This window comes from Bacteroides caecicola (assembly GCF_023337095.1).
Taxonomy (GTDB): domain Bacteria; phylum Bacteroidota; class Bacteroidia; order Bacteroidales; family Bacteroidaceae; genus Phocaeicola; species Phocaeicola gallinarum.
Genome location: NZ_JAMBLM010000002.1, coordinates 120,714 through 140,378, shown reverse-complemented (window position 1 = coordinate 140,378; position 19,665 = coordinate 120,714). Strand labels below are relative to the sequence as shown.

Annotated in this window: 14 protein-coding genes; 7 read left to right on the top strand and 7 right to left on the bottom strand. The window is 49.2% G+C overall.

Translation table 11 applies throughout. From position 1 onward, the window contains the following. Positions 1–12: 12 nt before the first annotated feature. Positions 13–1,323, bottom strand: coding sequence for a S28 family serine protease (locus M3085_RS02305; protein WP_410554058.1), 1,311 nt, complete (start codon positions 1,321–1,323; stop codon positions 13–15). A gap of 23 nt (positions 1,324–1,346) precedes the next feature. Further along, positions 1,347–2,135: a nucleoside triphosphate pyrophosphohydrolase gene (gene mazG / locus M3085_RS02300; RefSeq protein ID WP_178257516.1), complete on the bottom strand. Its 789-nt coding sequence runs from the start codon at positions 2,133–2,135 to the stop codon at positions 1,347–1,349. A 353-nt stretch (positions 2,136–2,488) separates the two neighbouring features. On the opposite strand from mazG, the gene pflB reads away from it, so the two are divergent. The 3 genes from pflB to M3085_RS02285 all read left to right on the top strand — a co-directional run bounded on the left by pflB (position 2,489) and on the right by M3085_RS02285 (position 5,889). Then, positions 2,489–4,711 (top strand): formate C-acetyltransferase, encoded by a 2,223-nt coding sequence (gene pflB / locus M3085_RS02295; protein WP_178257515.1) that lies wholly within the window; start codon positions 2,489–2,491, stop codon positions 4,709–4,711. A 110-nt stretch (positions 4,712–4,821) separates the two neighbouring features. Further along, positions 4,822–5,550, top strand: coding sequence for a pyruvate formate-lyase-activating protein (gene pflA, locus M3085_RS02290; RefSeq protein WP_178257514.1), 729 nt, complete (start codon positions 4,822–4,824; stop codon positions 5,548–5,550). Positions 5,551–5,649: 99 nt separating this feature from the next. Further along, a complete protein-coding gene (locus tag M3085_RS02285) occupies positions 5,650–5,889 on the top strand; it encodes a hypothetical protein (RefSeq protein ID WP_178257513.1) in 240 nt (79 codons plus the stop codon). 117 nt (positions 5,890–6,006) lie between these two features. On the opposite strand, the gene scpA is transcribed toward M3085_RS02285, so the two are convergent. From scpA to dxs, 5 genes are all read right to left on the bottom strand, one after another. Further along, positions 6,007–8,157 carry a methylmalonyl-CoA mutase gene (gene scpA / locus M3085_RS02280; protein ID WP_178257512.1) on the bottom strand — a complete coding sequence of 717 codons (2,151 nt, stop codon included), beginning with the start codon at positions 8,155–8,157 and terminating at the stop codon, positions 6,007–6,009. A gap of 27 nt (positions 8,158–8,184) precedes the next feature. Further along, the gene (gene mutA, locus M3085_RS02275) at positions 8,185–10,041 is read right to left on the bottom strand and encodes a methylmalonyl-CoA mutase small subunit (protein WP_249052203.1); all 1,857 of its coding nucleotides are present in this window, start codon (positions 10,039–10,041) and stop codon (positions 8,185–8,187) included. A 221-nt stretch (positions 10,042–10,262) separates the two neighbouring features. After that, a complete protein-coding gene (locus tag M3085_RS02270; RefSeq protein WP_249052202.1) occupies positions 10,263–10,868 on the bottom strand; it encodes a hypothetical protein in 606 nt (201 codons plus the stop codon). 246 nt (positions 10,869–11,114) lie between these two features. Further along, a complete protein-coding gene (gene trkA / locus M3085_RS02265; protein ID WP_178257509.1) occupies positions 11,115–12,452 on the bottom strand; it encodes a Trk system potassium transporter TrkA in 1,338 nt (445 codons plus the stop codon). After that, positions 12,449–14,356 carry a 1-deoxy-D-xylulose-5-phosphate synthase gene (gene dxs / locus M3085_RS02260; protein WP_249052201.1) on the bottom strand — a complete coding sequence of 636 codons (1,908 nt, stop codon included), beginning with the start codon at positions 14,354–14,356 and terminating at the stop codon, positions 12,449–12,451. Before dxs ends, trkA begins: the two co-directional genes overlap by 4 nt. A 171-nt stretch (positions 14,357–14,527) precedes the next feature. On the opposite strand from dxs, the gene M3085_RS02255 reads away from it, so the two are divergent. The 4 genes from M3085_RS02255 (at position 14,528) to M3085_RS02240 (ending at position 19,651) form a co-directional block, all read left to right on the top strand. Beyond that, positions 14,528–15,514 (top strand): GSCFA domain-containing protein, encoded by a 987-nt coding sequence (locus M3085_RS02255; protein ID WP_249052200.1) that lies wholly within the window; start codon positions 14,528–14,530, stop codon positions 15,512–15,514. Further along, positions 15,490–17,958, top strand: coding sequence for a bifunctional UDP-N-acetylmuramoyl-tripeptide:D-alanyl-D-alanine ligase/alanine racemase (locus M3085_RS02250; RefSeq protein ID WP_204501051.1), 2,469 nt, complete (start codon positions 15,490–15,492; stop codon positions 17,956–17,958). The genes M3085_RS02255 and M3085_RS02250 overlap by 25 nt, the downstream gene beginning before the upstream one ends. Before the next feature lie 4 nt (positions 17,959–17,962). After that, positions 17,963–18,928, top strand: coding sequence for a transporter (locus M3085_RS02245; protein ID WP_249052199.1), 966 nt, complete (start codon positions 17,963–17,965; stop codon positions 18,926–18,928). A 144-nt stretch (positions 18,929–19,072) separates the two neighbouring features. Continuing rightward, the gene (locus M3085_RS02240) at positions 19,073–19,651 is read left to right on the top strand and encodes a helix-turn-helix domain-containing protein (RefSeq protein WP_178255849.1); all 579 of its coding nucleotides are present in this window, start codon (positions 19,073–19,075) and stop codon (positions 19,649–19,651) included. Positions 19,652–19,665 lie beyond the last annotated feature (14 nt).

Below are 19,665 nucleotides of genomic sequence, written 5' to 3'. Positions count from 1 at the left end.
GAGTGATATCCGTTACATTCCCAGCCATTGTGAGAGTAATGCTTTTATCTCTTGCTGCGTCTTTTCGTCGAAGCTCGCAATGCGTGTAGAGTGACTTCCTTCGGGGAGTACGAATACGTGGATGTTTTTCTTGCCTTTCAGCCACGTTACGCCCGATGCCGTCCACGGGTCATCGCCTCCGTAGATGTAAATCATGTCGGGGTCGTTCTCCTGTAAGAATTTTACGGTGTGTTTATACAGCGTGTCGTCGAACGTCAGTCCCGACAGGTCTTCGGGCAGCATGACACGGCGCAGGTAATCTTTCGCGCTCTTGATGCTCAGATACGGTTTAAACGGTTCGATGTCATACCCATAATATCCCAGTTCTTTAGCCGCCTGAACGTTAAACGAAGGGTAGGGAGTCTGGAGAGAAAAATACCCCGGTTCGCTGATGGTTATCAGATGGTGGAACCATGCTTGGTCGGGTGCATCCTCCGCGGGGATTGCCGTCAGCGGAGTTCCCCACTGCCATAAGGCAAACGAATATTCAAGCACGCAGTAATCGAACACGTCGGCAATGGGAATGCGGAACGTATATCCTTTCTCTTTGCAATAGCTGTCGAGCATTGGCAGCAACGCCTGCTTGCGTTTCAATAAGGAGAGCTGGGCATTTTTGACGGCATTGCGCGATGCGGCGTTTCCTACCTTGTCGCGTAAGAACACTTCGTGTCTGCCGTCTTCCAGCGACTTGTTCAGCGGAGCCACGTAGGGGACGGAGACATCCACATCGTCGGGGTAGTAAGAACGGTAGAACATGGTGGTTTGTCCTCCCTTGCTGATTCCGGTGGCTATCCATTTCCCGCCGTACAGCCGTTTGAATGTCGTATTCACGTGATGCAAATCGGCAAGCGAGTTCTTTACTGTCAGATAATCCCAGTTGCAAGGCTGAGGCATTGACTTGCCGAAGTACCGGTATTCTACGAATATCAGATTGGCGTTCAGCAGCTTCGACAATTCCTCCTTGTATTTGGGATTCACCGCATAGTTGGCGTCATATCCCTCTGTAACCAGAACGGTGGGACGGTCGTATCCCGCGTGTGCCACGATGACGCGCTGTTTGAAACTTCCTGCTTCCGGATGCTCCGGGTCGAGCAGTTGGTCGATGTACATCACGAATTTATCGGCATACTGCGTGCTTGCCAGTGTGTCAACATCTGTTATTCCCGGCAGATTTTTCAGCTTCTGCCAAACTTCTTGATTTACGGCTCCGGCGGTTACTGCCTGTGTCATGAGTAATACCAGCAGTAAAGCCAGTCGCCCGATGGTCATTTTTTGTGTTTTCATTTTGTTTTTGTACATTAACGGGTTTATAATCCTTTTGCTTTTGCTTCGTTCCAGATGGCATCCATTTCCTCCAGCGACATGTCAGTCAGCTTCTGTCCCTGTTTGATGGTATGTTCTTCAAGGTAATTGAAACGGCGGATAAACTTCTGGTTCGTGCGTTCCAGCGCATTGTCGGGGTTGATTTTATAGAGCCGTGCGGCATTTATCAGGCTGAACATCACGTCGCCGAACTCGGCTTCCGCCTTGTCTTTGTCCATGTTTCCCACTTCGGCTTCAAATTCAGAAACCTCTTCTTTTACCTTCTCCCATACCTGTTCGCGTTCCTCCCAGTCGAAGCCCACGTTACGCGCCTTGTCTTGGATGCGGTACGCCTTGATGAGCGAAGGCAACGCCTGCGGAACACCGCTCAACACCGATTTGTTACCGTCTTTTTCCTTCAGTTTAATCTGTTCCCAGTTTTCCGATACCTTTTCGGCAGTATCCGCCTTTACCTCTCCGAATACATGCGGATGGCGGAATATCAGTTTGTCGCAGAGTTTGTCGCACACGTCCTTGATGTCGAAATCTCCGGTTTCGCTGCCTATTTTCGCATAAAACACCACGTGGAGCAACACGTCGCCCAACTCTTTACAGATGTCTTTCTTGTCATCTTTCATCAGCGCGTCACACAGTTCGTATACCTCTTCGATGGTATTGGGCCGTAAACTTTCATTGGTTTGTTTTCTGTCCCACGGACATTTTACGCGCAACTCGTCCAGCACGTCGAGCAGCCGCCCGAATGCCTCCATTTGTTCTTTTCTTGTATGTGTCATTGTTCTTTTTATTTGTATGAACCTGTCGAAACCCTCCCGCCCGGCGAAAACATGGAAGAAAATCTCCGCTCTCAGGTCGCTAAAAACGCTACCGTAAGCGTTGTTCGTTCCATGCGGTAAAGTTACCCGTTTCTACCCATAAGGTTACCCCGTTCTATGGGTAGCGTTTTTCCCGGCTTCCGGCAAGGCAGGAAACGTTTGAACAAGCCCTGTTTTAAAGTCAGGCAAAATTAAACAAAACATTTTAATAATTAAATACTTAATATATGGTATTGCTTGAGCCGTAGAAAAGTCGTACCTTTGCAGCGGTTTTAGAAATCTGCTGAACTTTCACTTTAATACATTTTATATTTATGACCATGAATTTTAAAGAAGGCCGTTGGAACCACGAAATTAACGTAACCGATTTCGTTAAGACGAATATTACCTCTTACGAAGGCGATGCGTCTTTTTTGGTGGGTGCAACAGAACGTACTAAAGCAGTGTGGAACAAATGTTTGGAGGCATTAGCCGAAGAACGTGCGAATAACGGAGTACGCTCGCTCGATCCGTCGACCGTTTCTACCATTACCTCTTTCGCTCCCGGATACATTGATAAGGAGAATGAAGTAATCGTTGGTTTACAAACAGACGAAGTATTGCGTCGGGCTATCAAACCTTACGGTGGCATTAAGGTGGTGGAAAAGGCATGTCGTGAAAACGGTGTGGAAGTTGACGCAAAAGTAAAAGACATATTTACGCATTATCGCAAGACGCATAACGATGGCGTGTTCGATGCTTATACCGAAGAAATTCGTTCGTTCCGCTCGTTAGGATTCCTTACCGGATTACCGGACAACTATGCCCGTGGTCGTATTATTGGCGATTACCGTCGGTTGGCGCTTTACGGACTTGACCGTTTGATTGAAGCAAAGCAGGATGATTTGCGTCATCTGACAGGACCGATGACGGACGCACGTATCCGCCTGCGTGAAGAAGTGGCGGAGCAAATCAAGGCGCTGAAAGAAATCAAGATATTGGGCGAACAGTACGGACTCGACCTGAGCCGCCCGGCTACAAACGCCCGCGAGGCAGTACAGTGGGTGTATATGGCTTATCTTGCTGCCGTGAAAGAACAAGACGGAGCAGCCATGTCGCTGGGTAACGTTTCGTCGTTCCTCGACATCTACATCGAGTACGATATGACTCACGGATTGCTGGACGAGGTTCATGCACAGGAATTGATAGACCAGTTTGTTATCAAGTTGCGCATGGTGCGCCACTTGCGTATGCAGGCTTATACCGACATCTTTGCCGGAGACCCCACTTGGGTTACGGAATCTATCGCCGGACGTTTCAACGACGGACGTGTAAAGGTTACCAAAACCTCGTTCCGTTTCCTCCAGACGCTGTATAACTTAGGCCCGTCGCCCGAACCGAACCTCACCGTGCTGTGGAGTCCGGAGTTGCCCGAAGGCTTCAAGCAGTTCTGCGCACAGGTTTCCATCGACACGTCTTCCATCCAGTATGAAAACGACGACTTGATGCGCGAGGTGCGCGGCTCTGATGACTACGGCATCGCATGTTGTGTGTCTTACCAAGACATCGGCCGCCACATCCAGTTCTTCGGTGCACGCTGTAATCTGGCAAAGGCATTGCTGCTTGCCATTAACGGCGGACGTTGCGAGAACACGGGTACGCTGATGGTGAAAGACATCCCCGTATTGAGCGGCGATGTGTTGAACTTCGAAGAAGTGTTGGCTAACTATAAGAAGGTGCTGAAAGAGATGGCTCGCGTGTATAACGAAGCGATGAACATCATCCACTACATGCACGATAAGTATTATTACGAAAAAGCGCAGATGGCGTTTGTTGACACCGATCCTGCCATTAACTTGGCTTACGGTGTGGCAGGTATGTCTATCGCTGTCGACTCGTTGTCGGCAATCAAGTATGCCAAAGTAACGGCAAAACGTAACGACATCGGTCTGACCGAAGGTTTCGACATCGAAGGCGAGTTCCCCTGCTTCGGTAATGACGACGACCGTGTAGACCATCTGGCTGTCGACCTGATTTATTACTTCGATGAAGAATTGAAGAAACTTCCGGTTTACAAGAACGCCAAACCTACCCTGTCTATTCTTACCATTACATCGAACGTGATGTACGGAAAGAAAACGGGAGCTACCCCCGACGGACGCGCCAAAGGCATCGCTTTTGCTCCGGGAGCCAACCCGATGCACGGACGCGACAAGAACGGTGCCATCGCTTCGTTAAGTTCGGTAGCCAAGCTGCGTTACCGCGACTCGCAAGACGGAATCAGCAACACGTTCTCTATCGTTCCGAAATCGCTGGGTGTAGATATGGAAAGCCGTATCGAAAACCTCGTAACGATGATGGACGGTTACTTCGTGAAAGGCGCTCACCACTTGAACGTGAACGTGTTGAACCGCGAAATGCTGGAAGATGCGATGGAGCATCCGGAGAAATATCCGCAGCTCACCATCCGCGTATCGGGCTATGCCGTAAACTTCATCAAGCTGAGCCGTGAGCATCAGTTGGAAGTTATTTCGCGTAGCTTCCACGAACGCATGTAATCAGAATTTTTAAACATACGGTAATCGGGCACGGAATATGCGGATAGACAGTCCCGCCTTCCGTGTCCGATTCTTTTTATCAGGATAACTTGAAAACGATAAAATAATTTATGATTAGAGTACATTCGTACGAATCGCTCGGCACGTACGACGGTCCGGGCATCCGCCTTGTGGTATTTTTGCAAGGATGTAATTTCCGCTGCCTGTATTGCGCCAATCCCGACACGATAGATGCCAAAGGCGAGAGTAAGGAAACTTCACCCGAAGAAATCTTGCGCATGGCGGTGAGTCAGAAACCTTTTTTCGGTAAGAAGGGCGGAATAACATTCAGTGGCGGCGAGCCTACCTTTCAAGCCAAATCGCTCGTACCGCTGTTTCGTCTGTTGAAAGAAGCCGGTATCCATATCTGTGTTGATACGAACGGCGGAATATGGAATAGCGATGTGGAAGAACTGTTTTCGCTGGCCGACCTTGTCTTGCTCGATGTGAAAGAGTTTAACAACGAACGTCACCGCTTGCTTACTTCGCGAGGCAACGAGCAGACGCTGAAAACTGCCGCATGGCTGGAGGCTCACGGCAAACCCTTTTGGTTGCGCTATGTAGCAGTACAAGGGTATAGTGCCTTTTCTGAAGACATTGAGGCGTTAGGCAACCATTTTAAAGATTACCGGATGATTGAGCGGGTGGAGATTTTGCCCTATCACACGCTGGGTGTGCATAAATACGAGGCAATGGGCATGACGTATCGCCTGACTAACGTTCCGGTAAATACTCCGCAGCAGTTAGACGAAATAAAACAGTTGTTCAGCAAGTATTTCAAAACCGTTTATGTGAATTAGCGAAAATTTTTGATAAAAAATTCGGAGGCTGTGCAGTATTCCATATATCGGGACATTTTATGGATGTCAATTGAAAGAAAACTATAACAAATGAGCTATATGGAGAAGATGTTAACTGCGGAAAGTGCCGTGATGGAAAAAACTGTTTCGCAAAAAGTAACCAGTAAGCAATTAGAAGCAAAGATTACTGCCTATACAGTTCTGTTTGCAGTAATCATCCTCAATGTATTATGGTGGGCAGGCAGCCGTTCGATTGTTCCGGAAAACGTTCCGGCAATGTCGACGTTAGAAACGGTGCAACATCCCCACTTGTATACTCAGATTGAGGTTCATCCCTAACTAAAAACAGGTGTGTTTTTTATCAGGCACGGATTACGCAACCCCTGAAAGTGAAGCGTAATTCGTGCCTGAGTTGTTTCAGAGCCTGTTTCAATTTAAACAGGCTCTGAAAGAGGATTATTCTGCATATTCAAGCAACAGTTCCATGATCTGACAAGCTGATTTGGCAACCGATGTACCCGGTCCGAAAATAGCCATTACGCCTGCTTGGTATAAGAAATCGTAATCTTGCGGAGGGATGACACCGCCTGCAAAAACCAAGATGTCTTCGCGTCCCAAACGTTTCAGTTCGGCTATGATTTGCGGAATCAGCGTCTTATGTCCTGCCGCCAATGACGATACGCCCACTGCATGTACGTCGTTCTCCACAGCTTCGCGCGCAGCCTCTTCCGGCGTTTGGAACAGCGGTCCCATATCTACGTCGAAACCACAGTCGGCAAATCCCGTAGCTACCACTTTTGCACCGCGGTCGTGTCCGTCCTGCCCCATTTTGGCAATCATTACACGCGGACGGCGACCCTCTTTCTTAGCAAATTCTTCGGTCAGTTCGCAAGCCCTTGCGAAGTCTGCATCCTTTTTACTTTCTGATGAATACACGCCTGATATAGTTCTGATTATTGCTTTATAACGTCCTACTACCGCTTCGCAGGCATCCGAGATTTCTCCCAGCGTAGCCCGTACCCGTGCTGCCTCTACTGCCAGCTCCAGCAGGTTTCCTTTTCCGGTTTTCACACATTCGGTAATTGCCGCCAGTGCGCGGTCTACTTCGGCTTGGTTTCGTCCCTCCTTCAGTCGGCGCAGGTTTTCTATCTGCTCTTGGCGTACGGCAGTGTTGTCTACTTCCAAGATGTCAATCGGGTCTTCTTTTTCCAAGCGATACTTGTTTGTACCCACGATGGTCTGTTCGCCGGAATCGATGCGAGCTTGCGTGCGTGCGGCAGCCTCTTCGATACGCATTTTGGGGATACCGGTTTCGATGGCCTTTGCCATGCCTCCCAAGCGCTCGATTTCCTGAATGTGTTCCCAAGCGCGGTGAGCCAGTTCGTTGGTCAGCGATTCCACGTAATAAGAACCACCCCACGGGTCTACGTTTTTACAGATTTGGGTTTCTTCCTGAATGTAAATCTGCGTATTGCGGGCGATACGTGCCGAGAAGTCGGTAGGCAGTGCAATCGCCTCGTCAAGCGCATTGGTGTGGAGTGACTGCGTATGTCCTAATGCTGCTGCCATAGCTTCGATGCAAGTACGTCCTACGTTGTTGAACGGGTCTTGCTCGGTGAGCGACCATCCCGAAGTCTGCGAGTGGGTACGCAGCGCCAGCGATTTCGGATTCTTCGGGTTAAACTGTTTCACGATTTTAGCCCACAACATACGTGCTGCACGCATCTTGGCAATTTCCATGAAATGGTTCATGCCGATAGCCCAGAAGAAAGACAGACGGGGAGCAAAGGCATCGATGTCGATACCGGCAGCCACTCCCGCGCGTAGGTATTCCAGTCCGTCGGCAAGCGTGTAAGCCAGTTCGATGTCGGCAGTAGCTCCTGCTTCCTGCATGTGGTATCCGGAGATAGAGATGGAATTGAACTTCGGCATCTTCTGCGAGGTATATTCAAAGATGTCGGAAATGATTTTCATGGAGAATGCGGGCGGATAAATATAAGTATTGCGCACCATGAACTCTTTCAGAATATCGTTTTGGATGGTTCCTGCCATCTCTTCCAACTTGGCTCCCTGTTCCAGTCCGGCATTGATGTAGAATGCCATGATAGGAAGCACCGCCCCGTTCATGGTCATGGATACCGACATCTTGTTCAGCGGAATACCGTCGAAAAGCACCTTCATATTTTCCAGCGAACAGATAGACACACCTGCCTTACCCACATCGCCCACTACGCGCGGATGGTCGGGGTCGTATCCACGGTGAGTCGGGAGGTCGAACGCCACAGACAGTCCCTTCTGTCCCGAAGCCAGATTACGGCGATAAAATGCGTTCGATTCTTCAGCAGTAGAAAATCCGGCATACTGTCGGATGGTCCACGGGCGGAACGTGTACATCATAGAATAGGGGCCGCGCAAGTAAGGAGGAATACCTGCCGCATAATCAAGATGCTCCATGCCCTCAAGGTCTTCTTTCGTGTAAACCGGTTTCACCTGAATCTGTTCGGGCGTTTTCCAGTTTGCTTCAATGCCGTTGGCTTTTTGCCACTCCATGCCGTTTTGCGGATGGAATCCGGCGAATATATCAATATGTTTAAAGTTGGGTTTCATAGATTTTAAGTTTGGAGGATTGCCTTATCAGCTTAATAACTTTTTATTGTATTCTTTCAGTGTCTCCAATACATTGCAACGAACGTGGATGAAGTTTTCGATGCCGGCGGCTTTCAGCTCGTCCATACATGCCGGTGCACCTGCTACGATGAACATGGCGCGGCCGTTCAGGGCTTTGAATGCCGGGATAGCGTATTCGGCGTATTCATCGTCGCTGGAACAGAGAACCACGATGTCGGCGTTCGCTTTCATGGCAGCTTCGATGCCTTCTTCCACGGTGGGGAATCCCAAGTTGTCGATGACTTCGTAACCCGCACAAGCAAGGAAGTTGCAAGAGAACTGTGCGCGTGCCTGACGCATAGCCAAGTTTCCGATGGTCAGCATGAATGCTTTCGGACGCTTGCCGGAATGTTCGGTTTCGAGGCGGAGCGCTTCAAACTCGCTGGCAGCGCGGTCAGTGTTCAGGGTGGCAAATTCGCCGGCCTCGTCGCCATGTCCGCAGCAGCACGCATGTTCCAGCGGAGCTTTCTCGCCTGCGGTTTCGTTGAAATTCGGATATTGATTGGTTCCCAACAAGATTTCTTTGCGTTTCGATACCGCTTCGTGGCGTGCGCGGTTGCTGCTGTTTACGGCGTTTTGCACGCTGCTGTCCAGCACGGCTTTCACCATACCGCCCGCTTCTTCCGTCTGCAAGAACAAATCCCATGCTTGCTTGGCGATAGACACGGTAAGGTTTTCAATGTAATACGAACCGGCAGCCGGGTCGACGATGCGGTTCAGGTGAGATTCTTCTTTCAACAGCAACTGCTGATTACGGGCGATGCGTTCAGAAAAATCGTTCGGTGTTTCGTATGCCTTGTCGAACGGAGTTACGGTGATTGAATCTACGCCCGCTATCGCTGCACTCATGGCTTCGGTTTGCGTGCGGAGCAGGTTTACGTGCGCATCGAACAGCGTCAGGTTGAACGACGAAGTTTCGGCATGTACCGCCATCTGGCAGGCACACTGGCAAGCGGGGTGATATTCGTTTACGATGTCTGCCCACAACATGCGCGCTGCACGGAATTTCGCAATCTCCATGAAGTAGTTGGAACTGATTCCGAAGTTGAATTTAATCTTTTTGGCAGCCAGATCAGCAGAGACTCCCGCCTCCGTCAGCCGGCTCAAATATTCGTTACCCCACGCTAAAGCATACCCCAATTCCTGATAAATATAAGCGCCTGCGTTGTTCAAGGCGAGAGAGTTGACCGCGATACACCGGAACTTGGGATAAGGAGCCATTACCTCAACCAATTCTTTGGCATTGGCTATCAGTCCGCTCACATTTTTACCCTTCTTCATCATCCGGCTGATGGGGTCGAAATCCAAAGAGCCTTGCAGCTTTTCAGGGTTGTAACCCTTTTCTTTGAAATATTCGGTCAGCAGCTTGGCTAACTCTACGGTATGCCGCTGGCAAGTCTTGAAGTTCAGTTCCACGCATTCGCAGCAAATATCTTTCAGTAACGTGCGGATATAATCGGCATTCAGGTCTTTTGCTTTGATATGAAAACCCAGCGAATCAATACCTTTGTTCAGCAAGTCGAGAGCTTTGGCATTGGCTTCAGCCGGATTGTCCACACGGATATCCTGCCGGACAAACCATGTATTGTCATCTTTCTTGTTGCCTCGGATGTAAGGATATTGTCCCGGAAGTCCTTCGGTTGTTTTCAGGCCCTCCAAATCTTCGCGGCGGTAGAAAGGTTTTACTTTAAATCCTTCGTTGGTTTTCCATACCAACTTCTTTTCGTAATCGGCTCCCTTCAGGTCTACCATGATTTTATCCATCCATTCTTGGGTTGTGACGGCTGGAAAATCCGAAAAGAGTTTTTCTTTACTATCTGCCATAGTGAATCAGTGTTTTTGTTGATATTAAATTAAGTCCCGATGTTTGGAAGCATCGGTTAGGGCAAATATACAAATAAAAGAAGAATGGAGGCAAGAAGAACAAAATATTTTAAGAAATTGTACAAATGTTTTGTGTACAAGGTTTTATTTCGCAGCAGAACCCGGCAGAAAGCAGGGTTTTCGCCAGGTTCCGGTTAGGGTGACAGGGGCTTGTGTCAGGATTAACGGATGAAGTCCCACTCGTCATCTCCTTCGTCGAAATGGTCTTCGCCATCGTCCCATTCTTTGTTAAACCGTCCGCCGAAGTAAATCCGTCCGTCATTCCACCGATCGTCGCTGTACCGGCGTATCACTTTGCCCCGTTCCGAAACGAGGTACATCCCGTCTCGTCTGCCGCAATCCACCTGTACAGCGAAATATCGTCCGCGTGGGGTTTCCAGAAGCTGGTTGTCGTTGTCGTCGATGTCGGAATAAGCAAATCCCGCACGTTTCAAGCCTACGATAACTCGTTCGGGCAACTGGTTCCGCCTTACTTCCCAAAGCGTATGAAGCCATTTTGCATTGCCGTCGAACAAGATTATTTTTTCTATGCCGTGATGTCTGATTTTTATTTCAACAAACCCGTCGTCGGTGTCTCTGTCAAGAATCCTGCATCCGGGATATTTTTGTTTGATGAAAGAATTGATGGCTCTTCGTGGCGGGACGTTTCTTTGTATGGAAGAAACGTTTACTTCATTTCTTTCTAACTTTAAATTGCCGGCATACGAATCGGTAAATGATAGCGCAATGCCTATCAAAGCTGCTGTGATAAAATGGTTTGTTCTCATAATCATCGGATTATATCGTGTTTCTGCAAAAATATGGATTTATTCGATAGAACGTGTTTTTGTTAACATTATTAATATAATTTGCTTAACTTTGTGTGGCTTTGTAGGAGCATAAAAAACGCTACCCGTAGAACCGGTGGTTTCTATGGGTAGCGTGAAGCAATTCTACCGCTTGTGCAGTGAGATGCTAACGGTAGTGTTTTGTGGAGGAATAGATCTGTCTGTTGACTGTTGGTTTTCAGTGTTTTAGAAATATTTCTCCAGTTTCTTTATCATCATGCCTAAACAGAATACTACCACGTGGTCTCCTTCTTGAATCATGGTATTACCTGTAACCAACATGCCTTCCCCGTTTCGGGTCAGTCCGCCGATGGTTGCGCCTTTAGGCAGCCCGATGTCTTTTACGGGAGCTTTTGTGATGCGCGACCCTGCCTTGACGGTAAATTCCGCTACGTCGGCATCGGCAAATGTCAGACACTTTACGTTTGAAACGTCGGCGTCCAGCATCATTTGATAGATATGGCTTGCGGCGATGAATTTTTTGTTGATAACCGTTCCGATGTCTAAACTTTCAGCCATGCTGATATAGTCGACGTTTTCTACCTGCGCAATCACCTTCGTAACGCCCATTCGCTTGGCAGCCAAACAAGCCAGAATGTTGGTTTCCGAGCTTCCCGTCAGTGCCACGAAAGCCTCGGTGTTGCGTATACCCTCCTCGCGCAGCAGTTCTATGTCGCGTCCGTCTCCGTTGATAATCATCACCTTGTCGTCTACCAGTTCGGTCAGGCGGTTGCAGCGGTTCAGGTCGTTCTCTATGATTTTGGCATGGATGTCTTCAGGCATATACTGCACCGTGCGCACGGCTATCCGGCTGCCTCCCATAATCATAACGTTATGTATGTCGGGTTCGTTTTCCTTTCCGGATATTTTGCGGATGTAAGGGATGTATTTCTTTGTTGTGGTAAAGTAAACTACATCGTTCAGCCGGATGGTGTCATCTCCTCGCGGGATAATCGTTTCGCTTCCGCGCTTGATGGCTACGATATGGAACGGGATGTTTTGTCCGCCCAGTTCGTGAAGCGGAACGTTCAGAATCTCAGCCGTTTCACGCATTTTAGTACCCAGCATTACCAATGCGCCTCCGGCAAATTCCCACCATTGGCGTATCCAGCTCAGCTTCACGGCATCTACGATTTCGCGTGCGGCGAGCATTTCCGGATAAATCAGCGAGTGTACGCCCAAGCGGGAAAAAAACTCTTTGTGTTTAGGCAGCAGGTACTCGTAATTGTCGATACGCGCTACCGTTTTCTTCGCTCCCAAGTTCGTGGCAAGCATACACGCGGTCATGTTTTGACTTTCGTAGGGAGTTACGGCGATAAACAAGTCGGCATTGGCTACTCCGGCTTCTTTTAAACCGTTAATCGAGGTTGGAGACAGGTTGACCGTCATTAAGTCGAGGTTGTTTCCCATCCGGCTTAACTTTTCGTCATCCTCGTCCATTAATATAATGTCTTGTTTTTCGCCCGAAAGCAGTTTGGCGAGGTGGGTTCCTACCGCTCCTGCGCCTGCAATGATGATTTTCATAAGTTTAACGTATGAATAATAGCATGATATATACTGTCTTCGTCAAAGCCACACAAGGCACGAAGTTCTTTTACTGTACCGTGTTGGATGAAACGGTCCGGGATGCCCAAGCGCTTTACGGCAGGTGTGTAACCGTGGTCTGCCATAAATTCAAGTAATGCGCTTCCCATGCCTCCTTTTAGCACACCGTCTTCTACCGTAATGACGTGTCGGAAGTTGCGTCCTATTTCGTGGAGCATCTCTTCGTCAATGGGTTTCAGGAATCGCAAGTCGTAATGTGCGATGCTGCATCCGGTTTCTTTCTCGGCACGCCGGATGGCTGCTGCGGCATCGTTTCCAATCGGTCCGATGGTTACTACGGCAAGGTCGGTGCCCGATTTCATTTTCCGTCCTTTTCCTATTTCAACCTCCTCTAACGGACAGTGCCAGTCGGTCAGCACCCCTCTTCCCCTCGGATAGCGGATGGCAAAAGGACCACGGTCGGGGAGTTGGGCGGTGTACATCAGCCGCCGCAGTTCATGTTCGTCGTAAGGCGAGGCGATGATGAGGTTCGGTATAGGGCGCAAGTATGCCAAGTCGAATGCTCCGTGATGCGTAGGCCCGTCCTCGCCAACCAGTCCGGCACGGTCAAGGCAGAACACCACGTTGAGTTTTAATATGGCAACGTCGTGGATGATATTGTCGTACGCACGCTGCATGAACGACGAATAGACGTTACAGAACGGCAGCAATCCTTCTTTAGCCATTCCTCCTGAGAACGTCACGGCGTGACCTTCGGCAATGCCGACATCGAAAGCCCGTTCAGGCATTGCCTTCATCAGAATGTTCATCGAACATCCGGAAGGCATGGCAGGCGTGACACCCACTATTTTGTCGTTCTGCCGTGCCAGCTCCAGCAGGGTATTCCCGAATACGTCTTGGAACAATGGAGGCATCCCTGTGGTATCTGCCACGATACGTTCGCCCGTTTCCTTATCGAATATGCCGGGAGCGTGCCACACGGTAGCCGCCTCTTCTGCCGGCTTGAATCCCTTGCCTTTCCGCGTATGAACGTGAAGCAGTTTCGGGCCTTTCATGTCTTTTATCTCCTTCAATACCCGTGTGAGCGCCGTCACATCATGTCCGTCCACCGGACCGAAATAGCGGATATTCATGCCCTCGAAAATGTTTTGCTGTTGCATGAGCATCGACTTCAGGCTGTTGTTGAAACGAATCAGGCTTTTGCGCCGTTCATCGTTCAGGATTCCCCAGCGATAAAGTTTTTTCGACAAAGCGTTCCGCAGGCGGTTATATCCTTCAGACGTATGCAGGTTAAGCAAATATTGCTTCATTCCCCCCACACTCCGGTCTATCGCCATGTTGTTGTCATTAAGAATGATAAGCAAATCATTGGGAGTAGACGACACGTTGTTTAACCCCTCGAAAGCCAGTCCTCCGCTCATGGAGCCGTCTCCGATAACCGCTACCACCCGGCGGTTTTCCTCTCCTTTCCGTGCCGCAGCCACAGCCATACCGAGTGCGGCGGAAATGGAATTGGATGCGTGTCCGCACGTAAACGTATCATATTCGCTCTCTGTCGGTGTAGGAAACGGACAAAGGCCGTTCAGTTTGCGGTTTGTATAAAAGATGTCTCTGCGTCCGGTCAGTATCTTATGCCCATACGCCTGATGCCCTACGTCCCACACGATGCGGTCGTAAGGAGTATTAAATATATAATGAATGGCAACCGTCAGTTCCACTACGCCTAAGCTCGAACCGAAGTGCCCCGGATTACGTGAAAGTTCGTCGATTATTTTATCCCGAAGCTCGGCACATACCCGTGGCAAAGCCTTGACGGGCAGTTGGCGCAAGTCGTCAGGAGAATCTATTTTATTTAACAATTCGTATGAAGTTTCTTCTTTCATTCCTGTTTCGTTAAACATTAATCGCACAAAATTAGCATAAATAAATAGATTGTACTTATTTTTGCGTAAAAAAGTACAGACACGCTTCCGTTGAGGCTTGGAAGAATATTTATTCGGGATGCTGAGACTTTTTCGAAAAAGAAACAAAATGTAAGAATCTTGCGATGATTTATGGAATTGAGAACTAAAGTAGAACTTCCTGTCGGACAATATGAAATCCGCCATGCCGATAAGTTAATGTTGTGGGGGTCGTGTTTTGCCGAAAATATCGGAGAAAAACTGGATACTTACAAGTTTACTTGTGACGTTAATCCTTTCGGCATTTTATATAATCCGCTGTCGATAGCCGAGGGCATCGCCCAGCTTTACCGCGGAAAACGATACACGGATGCCGATTTGCGTTACGACCGTGGGCAATGGTTCAGCCTGATGCACCACGGTTCGTTTTCGTCGCCCGATAAAGCAGTCTGCCTCGAAGCTATCAACCGCCGTATGGAAGCAGGGGAAGAGCATCTGAAACAGGCTGACTGGCTGTTGTTTACGTGGGGAACGGCACGTGTGTACGAGTGGTGTGAGGACAGGAATATCGTAGGCAACTGCCACAAGCTGCCGGAACGGTTGTTTACGCGCCGTCTGCTGGAGGTGGAAGAAATCGTATCCGTTTATACCACCATGCTGGGCGAGCTTAAACGCATGAATCCCCACCTGAAAATCCTGTTTACGGTAAGCCCCATCCGCCACGTCAGAGACGGGATGCACGGCAATCAGGTGAGCAAAGCCACGCTGCTGCTTGCTGCCGACTGTTTGTGCCGCCGGTTATCCTACTGCCATTATTTTCCTTCTTACGAAATCATGATGGACGAGTTGCGCGACTACCGTTTTTATGCCGATGATATGTTTCATCCCACTCCTCTGGCTGTTAATTATATTTGGGAATGTTTTTCCGATACAGCCTTCTCTGCCGATACCCGGATTGTGATGAAGCAATGGGATGAAATCCGCCGGGGACTCGCTCACCGCCCGTTCGATGCCACATCCGAGGCATATCGCAGCTTTTTAAGTCAAATACTGTTAAAGATTGAAAGACTAAAAGAAAAATTACCGTACTTAGACGCGGAAAAAGAAATCAAGTTATGTCGAGCAATATTGAAGAAATAACTCTTGTCACGGGTGCGGAGCGTCATGGAAACGCTTCGGCACAGATTGATTGGATTCTGACGGACAGCCGTTCGCTGTGCTTTCCGGAAGAAACCTTATTTTTTGCGTTGAAAACCAAGCGCAACGATGGACACAAATATATAGACGACCTTTATACGCGCGGAGTGCGCAATTTTGTGGTGAGTACGTTGCCCGAAAACATTGCACGTTATGCCGATGCCAACTTTCTGTTGGTGGCAGACCCGCTGAAAGCCTTGCAGAAGCTGGCAGCACGCCGGCGCGAGCAGTTCGATGTGCCGGTTATAGGCATCACCGGCAGTAACGGGAAAACGGTGGTCAAAGAGTGGCTGTATCAGTTGCTCAGTCCGGAACGTATCATCACCCGTTCGCCCCGCAGCTATAATTCACAGATAGGCGTGCCCTTGTCGGTATGGCTGATGAATGAACATACCGAGCTGGGTATCTTCGAGGCCGGCATATCCGAGATGGGAGAAATGGAATCTCTTACTCCGATTATCCGCCCCACCATCGGCGTGCTGACCAACATCGGGTGGGCGCATCAGGAAAACTTTTCCTCGCTGCAAGACAAGTGCATGGAAAAAGTACAACTGTTTAAAGACTGCGACGTGATAATTTATAACGGCGATAACGAGCTGATAAGCAGCTGCATTGCAAAATCGCTCTTCACGGCACGTGAAATAGCATGGTCGATGAAAGACAGCGAACGCCCGCTCTTCATTGAGAAAATACAGAAAGACGATACCGGAACCACCATTAAATACCGCTACTTGGGGTTCTTCAAAGAATACCGCATCCCTTTTATTGACGATGCTTCCATCGAAAACTCGCTGAACTGTCTGGCAGTGGCGCTTTACCTGATGGTGTCGCCCGAACTTATCGCCGAACGGATGGCACGGTTAGAGCCGATTGCCATGCGTCTGGAAGTGAAAGAGGGAAAGAACGGATGCGTATTGATTAACGACAGTTACAACTCCGATTTTGCTTCACTGGACATTGCACTCGACTTTATGGCGCGTCGTTCCGAAGACAAACACCGTAAGCGTACCTTGATTTTGTCGGATATTCTTGAGAGCGGACAAACCAGCAAACTGCTTTACCGGCAGGTGGCAGACTTGGTACACAGCCGTGGCGTAAACCGCATTATCGGTGTGGGGAAAGAAATCTCCGAATCGGCATCGCGGTTTGAAATAGAAAAATCGTTCTTCCGCTCTACCTCCGAATTGTTGGAGTCCGGAATCCTGAACGGGCTGCGTAACGAAGTGGTACTTATCAAAGGAGCACGGGCTTTTCATTTCGACACGATAACCGACTTGCTGGAACTGAAAGTACATGAGACCATTCTGGAAATCAATCTGAACGCTTTGGTTGACAACCTGAATCACTATCGTAATAAGTTGAAGCGTCAGGATACCAAAATGGTTTGCATGGTGAAAGCATCGGCGTACGGGGCAGGTTCATTCGAAGTGGCGAAAACGCTTGAAGACCAGCGTGTAGATTACTTGGCAGTGGCTGTTGCCGATGAGGGAGCCGACCTTCGCAAAGCAGGTATCCAAAGCTCCATTATCATCATGAATCCTGAAGTAACCGCTTTCCATACCATGTTCGATTACAAGCTCGAACCCGAAGTTTACAGTTTCCACTTGCTGGAAGAACTGATAAAAGCCGCCGAACGTGAGGGCGTGACCAACTTCCCGATTCATGTGAAAATAGATACAGGAATGCACCGGCTGGGTTTTGCACCCGAAGATATGTCCCGATTGGTGGAACGCCTGCATCGACAGAGTGCCGTGATTCCACGGTCGGTATTCTCGCATCTGGCAGGCAGTGACGATGCCCGTTTCGATGCCTTTACCCGCCGCCAGATAGAGACGTTCGAAGCTGCCGCCGCCGAACTGCAAGCAGGATTCAATCATAAGATTCTGCGTCACATCTGTAACACGGCTGGTATCGAGCGTTACCCCGGCGCACAGTTTGACATGGTTCGTCTGGGCATCGGACTGTACGGGGTAGACCCCTTTACCAATAAAATGCTTCATAACGTTACTACCCTGAAGACTACCATTCTCCAGATACGCGACGTTCCGGCAGAGGAAACCGTGGGCTACAGCCGGAAGGGAATCCTGAACCGCGATTCGCGCATTGCAGCCATCCCCATCGGATATGCCGACGGATTGAACCGACACTTGGGTAACGGACATGCCTACTGCCTTGTGAACGGACAGAAAGCTCCTTACGTGGGCAATATCTGTATGGATGTATGTATGATAGATGTGACAGACATCGACTGTAAAGAGGGCGATAAGGTGATTATCTTTGGCGACGACCTGCCTGTAACGGTGTTGTCAGACATTCTTGAAACCATCCCTTACGAGGTATTGACCAGCGTATCCAATCGCGTAAAACGCATTTATTACCAAGATTAACCCCATGAACATTATTCGATTTTGTAAGAACTGGACACTCCCGATAGCAATGGCATCGGGAGTGTTGCTTTATGTGGTCTACGTAAACATTCCCGCGCTTGCCCCGACCAAACCTTTTGTGGCACGTGCCGTCGACATCATTCAGCCGCTGCTGATATTCACGATGCTGTTTCTTGCCTTCTGTAAGATTAGCCTGCACGACCTGCGCCCCTGCCGCTGGCATTTGTGGCTGCTGCTGATACAAGGCGGGAGTTTCTCGCTGATGGCATTGCTTCTTATACTCTTGCCCCACTTCCCCGCACGCATCTTGGTAGAGGGTGCCATGCTCTGCATGATATGTCCTACGGCTACTGCTTCCGCCGTGGTAACACGCAAGTTGGGAGGCGATGCCGGACACATCACCACCTACATTATCCTCGCCAACCTGCTGACTTCGTTTCTTGTGCCCCTGCTGCTTCCTTTGGTGCATCCGCAGCCGGGTGTAAGTTTCGCAAGCGCCTTTACGCTTACGTTAGGCAAAGTCTTTCCGCTGCTGCTCTGTCCGTTTGTGGCAGCCATCCTGTTGCGCTACCTTTGTCCCAAGCTCCATGCGCGTGTCGCCGAGTATCAAGACCTCTCGTTCTACCTGTGGGCAGTAGCCCTTACCATCGCCATTGCGGTTACGGCTAAAAGTGTGGCTCACAGCGATGTCTCTTTCTGGTATCAGGCAGGACTGGCAGTAATATCACTCGTGTGTTGCGCTTTACAGTTTATTTTCGGGAAACGCATAGGCAGTGTGTATGGCGATTCCATTACTGCCGGACAAGCATTGGGACAGAAAAATACCGCCCTCGCCATTTGGATGGGATATACGTTTTTCACTCCCGTAACCTCCCTTGCCGCCGGCTTTTACAGCGTATGGCATAATGTGGTCAATTCGTATCAGCTCTATCGTAAGCGGAAAGAGGAAGCATCGTCTGCCTCGGAATAAGCGAAACGATACCCTGTGGCGATAAATCATAACGGATTGTGCGGTTTTACTGATTTTCTTTTCTTTATATTATGTAATTTGCGTATATTTGCAGCTAAGTGGTTATTTTATAGCAAATACAGATAACTTAAAACAACGATTACTATGGATTGCACGAATATCATTGGCGAAAAGATTAAATCGCTCAGAACACTCAAGGAAATAAGCATTGAAGAATTGGCGGAACGCTCGGAACTGACTGTCGACCAAATCCGCCGCATTGAAGATAACATCGACATCCCTTCGCTGGCTCCGCTAATCAAGATAGCACGGACGCTGGGGGTACGTCTGGGAACGTTCCTCGATGACCAGCCCGACGAAGTGGGAGCCGTAGTTTGCCGTCAGGGAGAAGCCGACGATACGGTGAGCTTCTCGAACAATGCCGTCGATGCCCGCCAGCACTTGCATTATCACTCGTTGGCACGCAGCAAGACCGACCGTCACATGGAGCCGTTTGTCATTGACATCGATGCCGGAGAAAACGAGGATTTCCGCCTCTCGGCACACGAGGGAGAGGAATTCATTCTGGTGATGAGCGGTAAGCTGGAAGTGAATTACGGTAAACAGACGTATGTATTGAGCGAAGGAGATACGATTTATTACGACTCCATCGTGCCACATCACGTACATGCTTACGAAGGACAGGCGGCGCGCATTCTTGCGGTAATTTATACTCCCATTTAATCTCTAAAACCCAA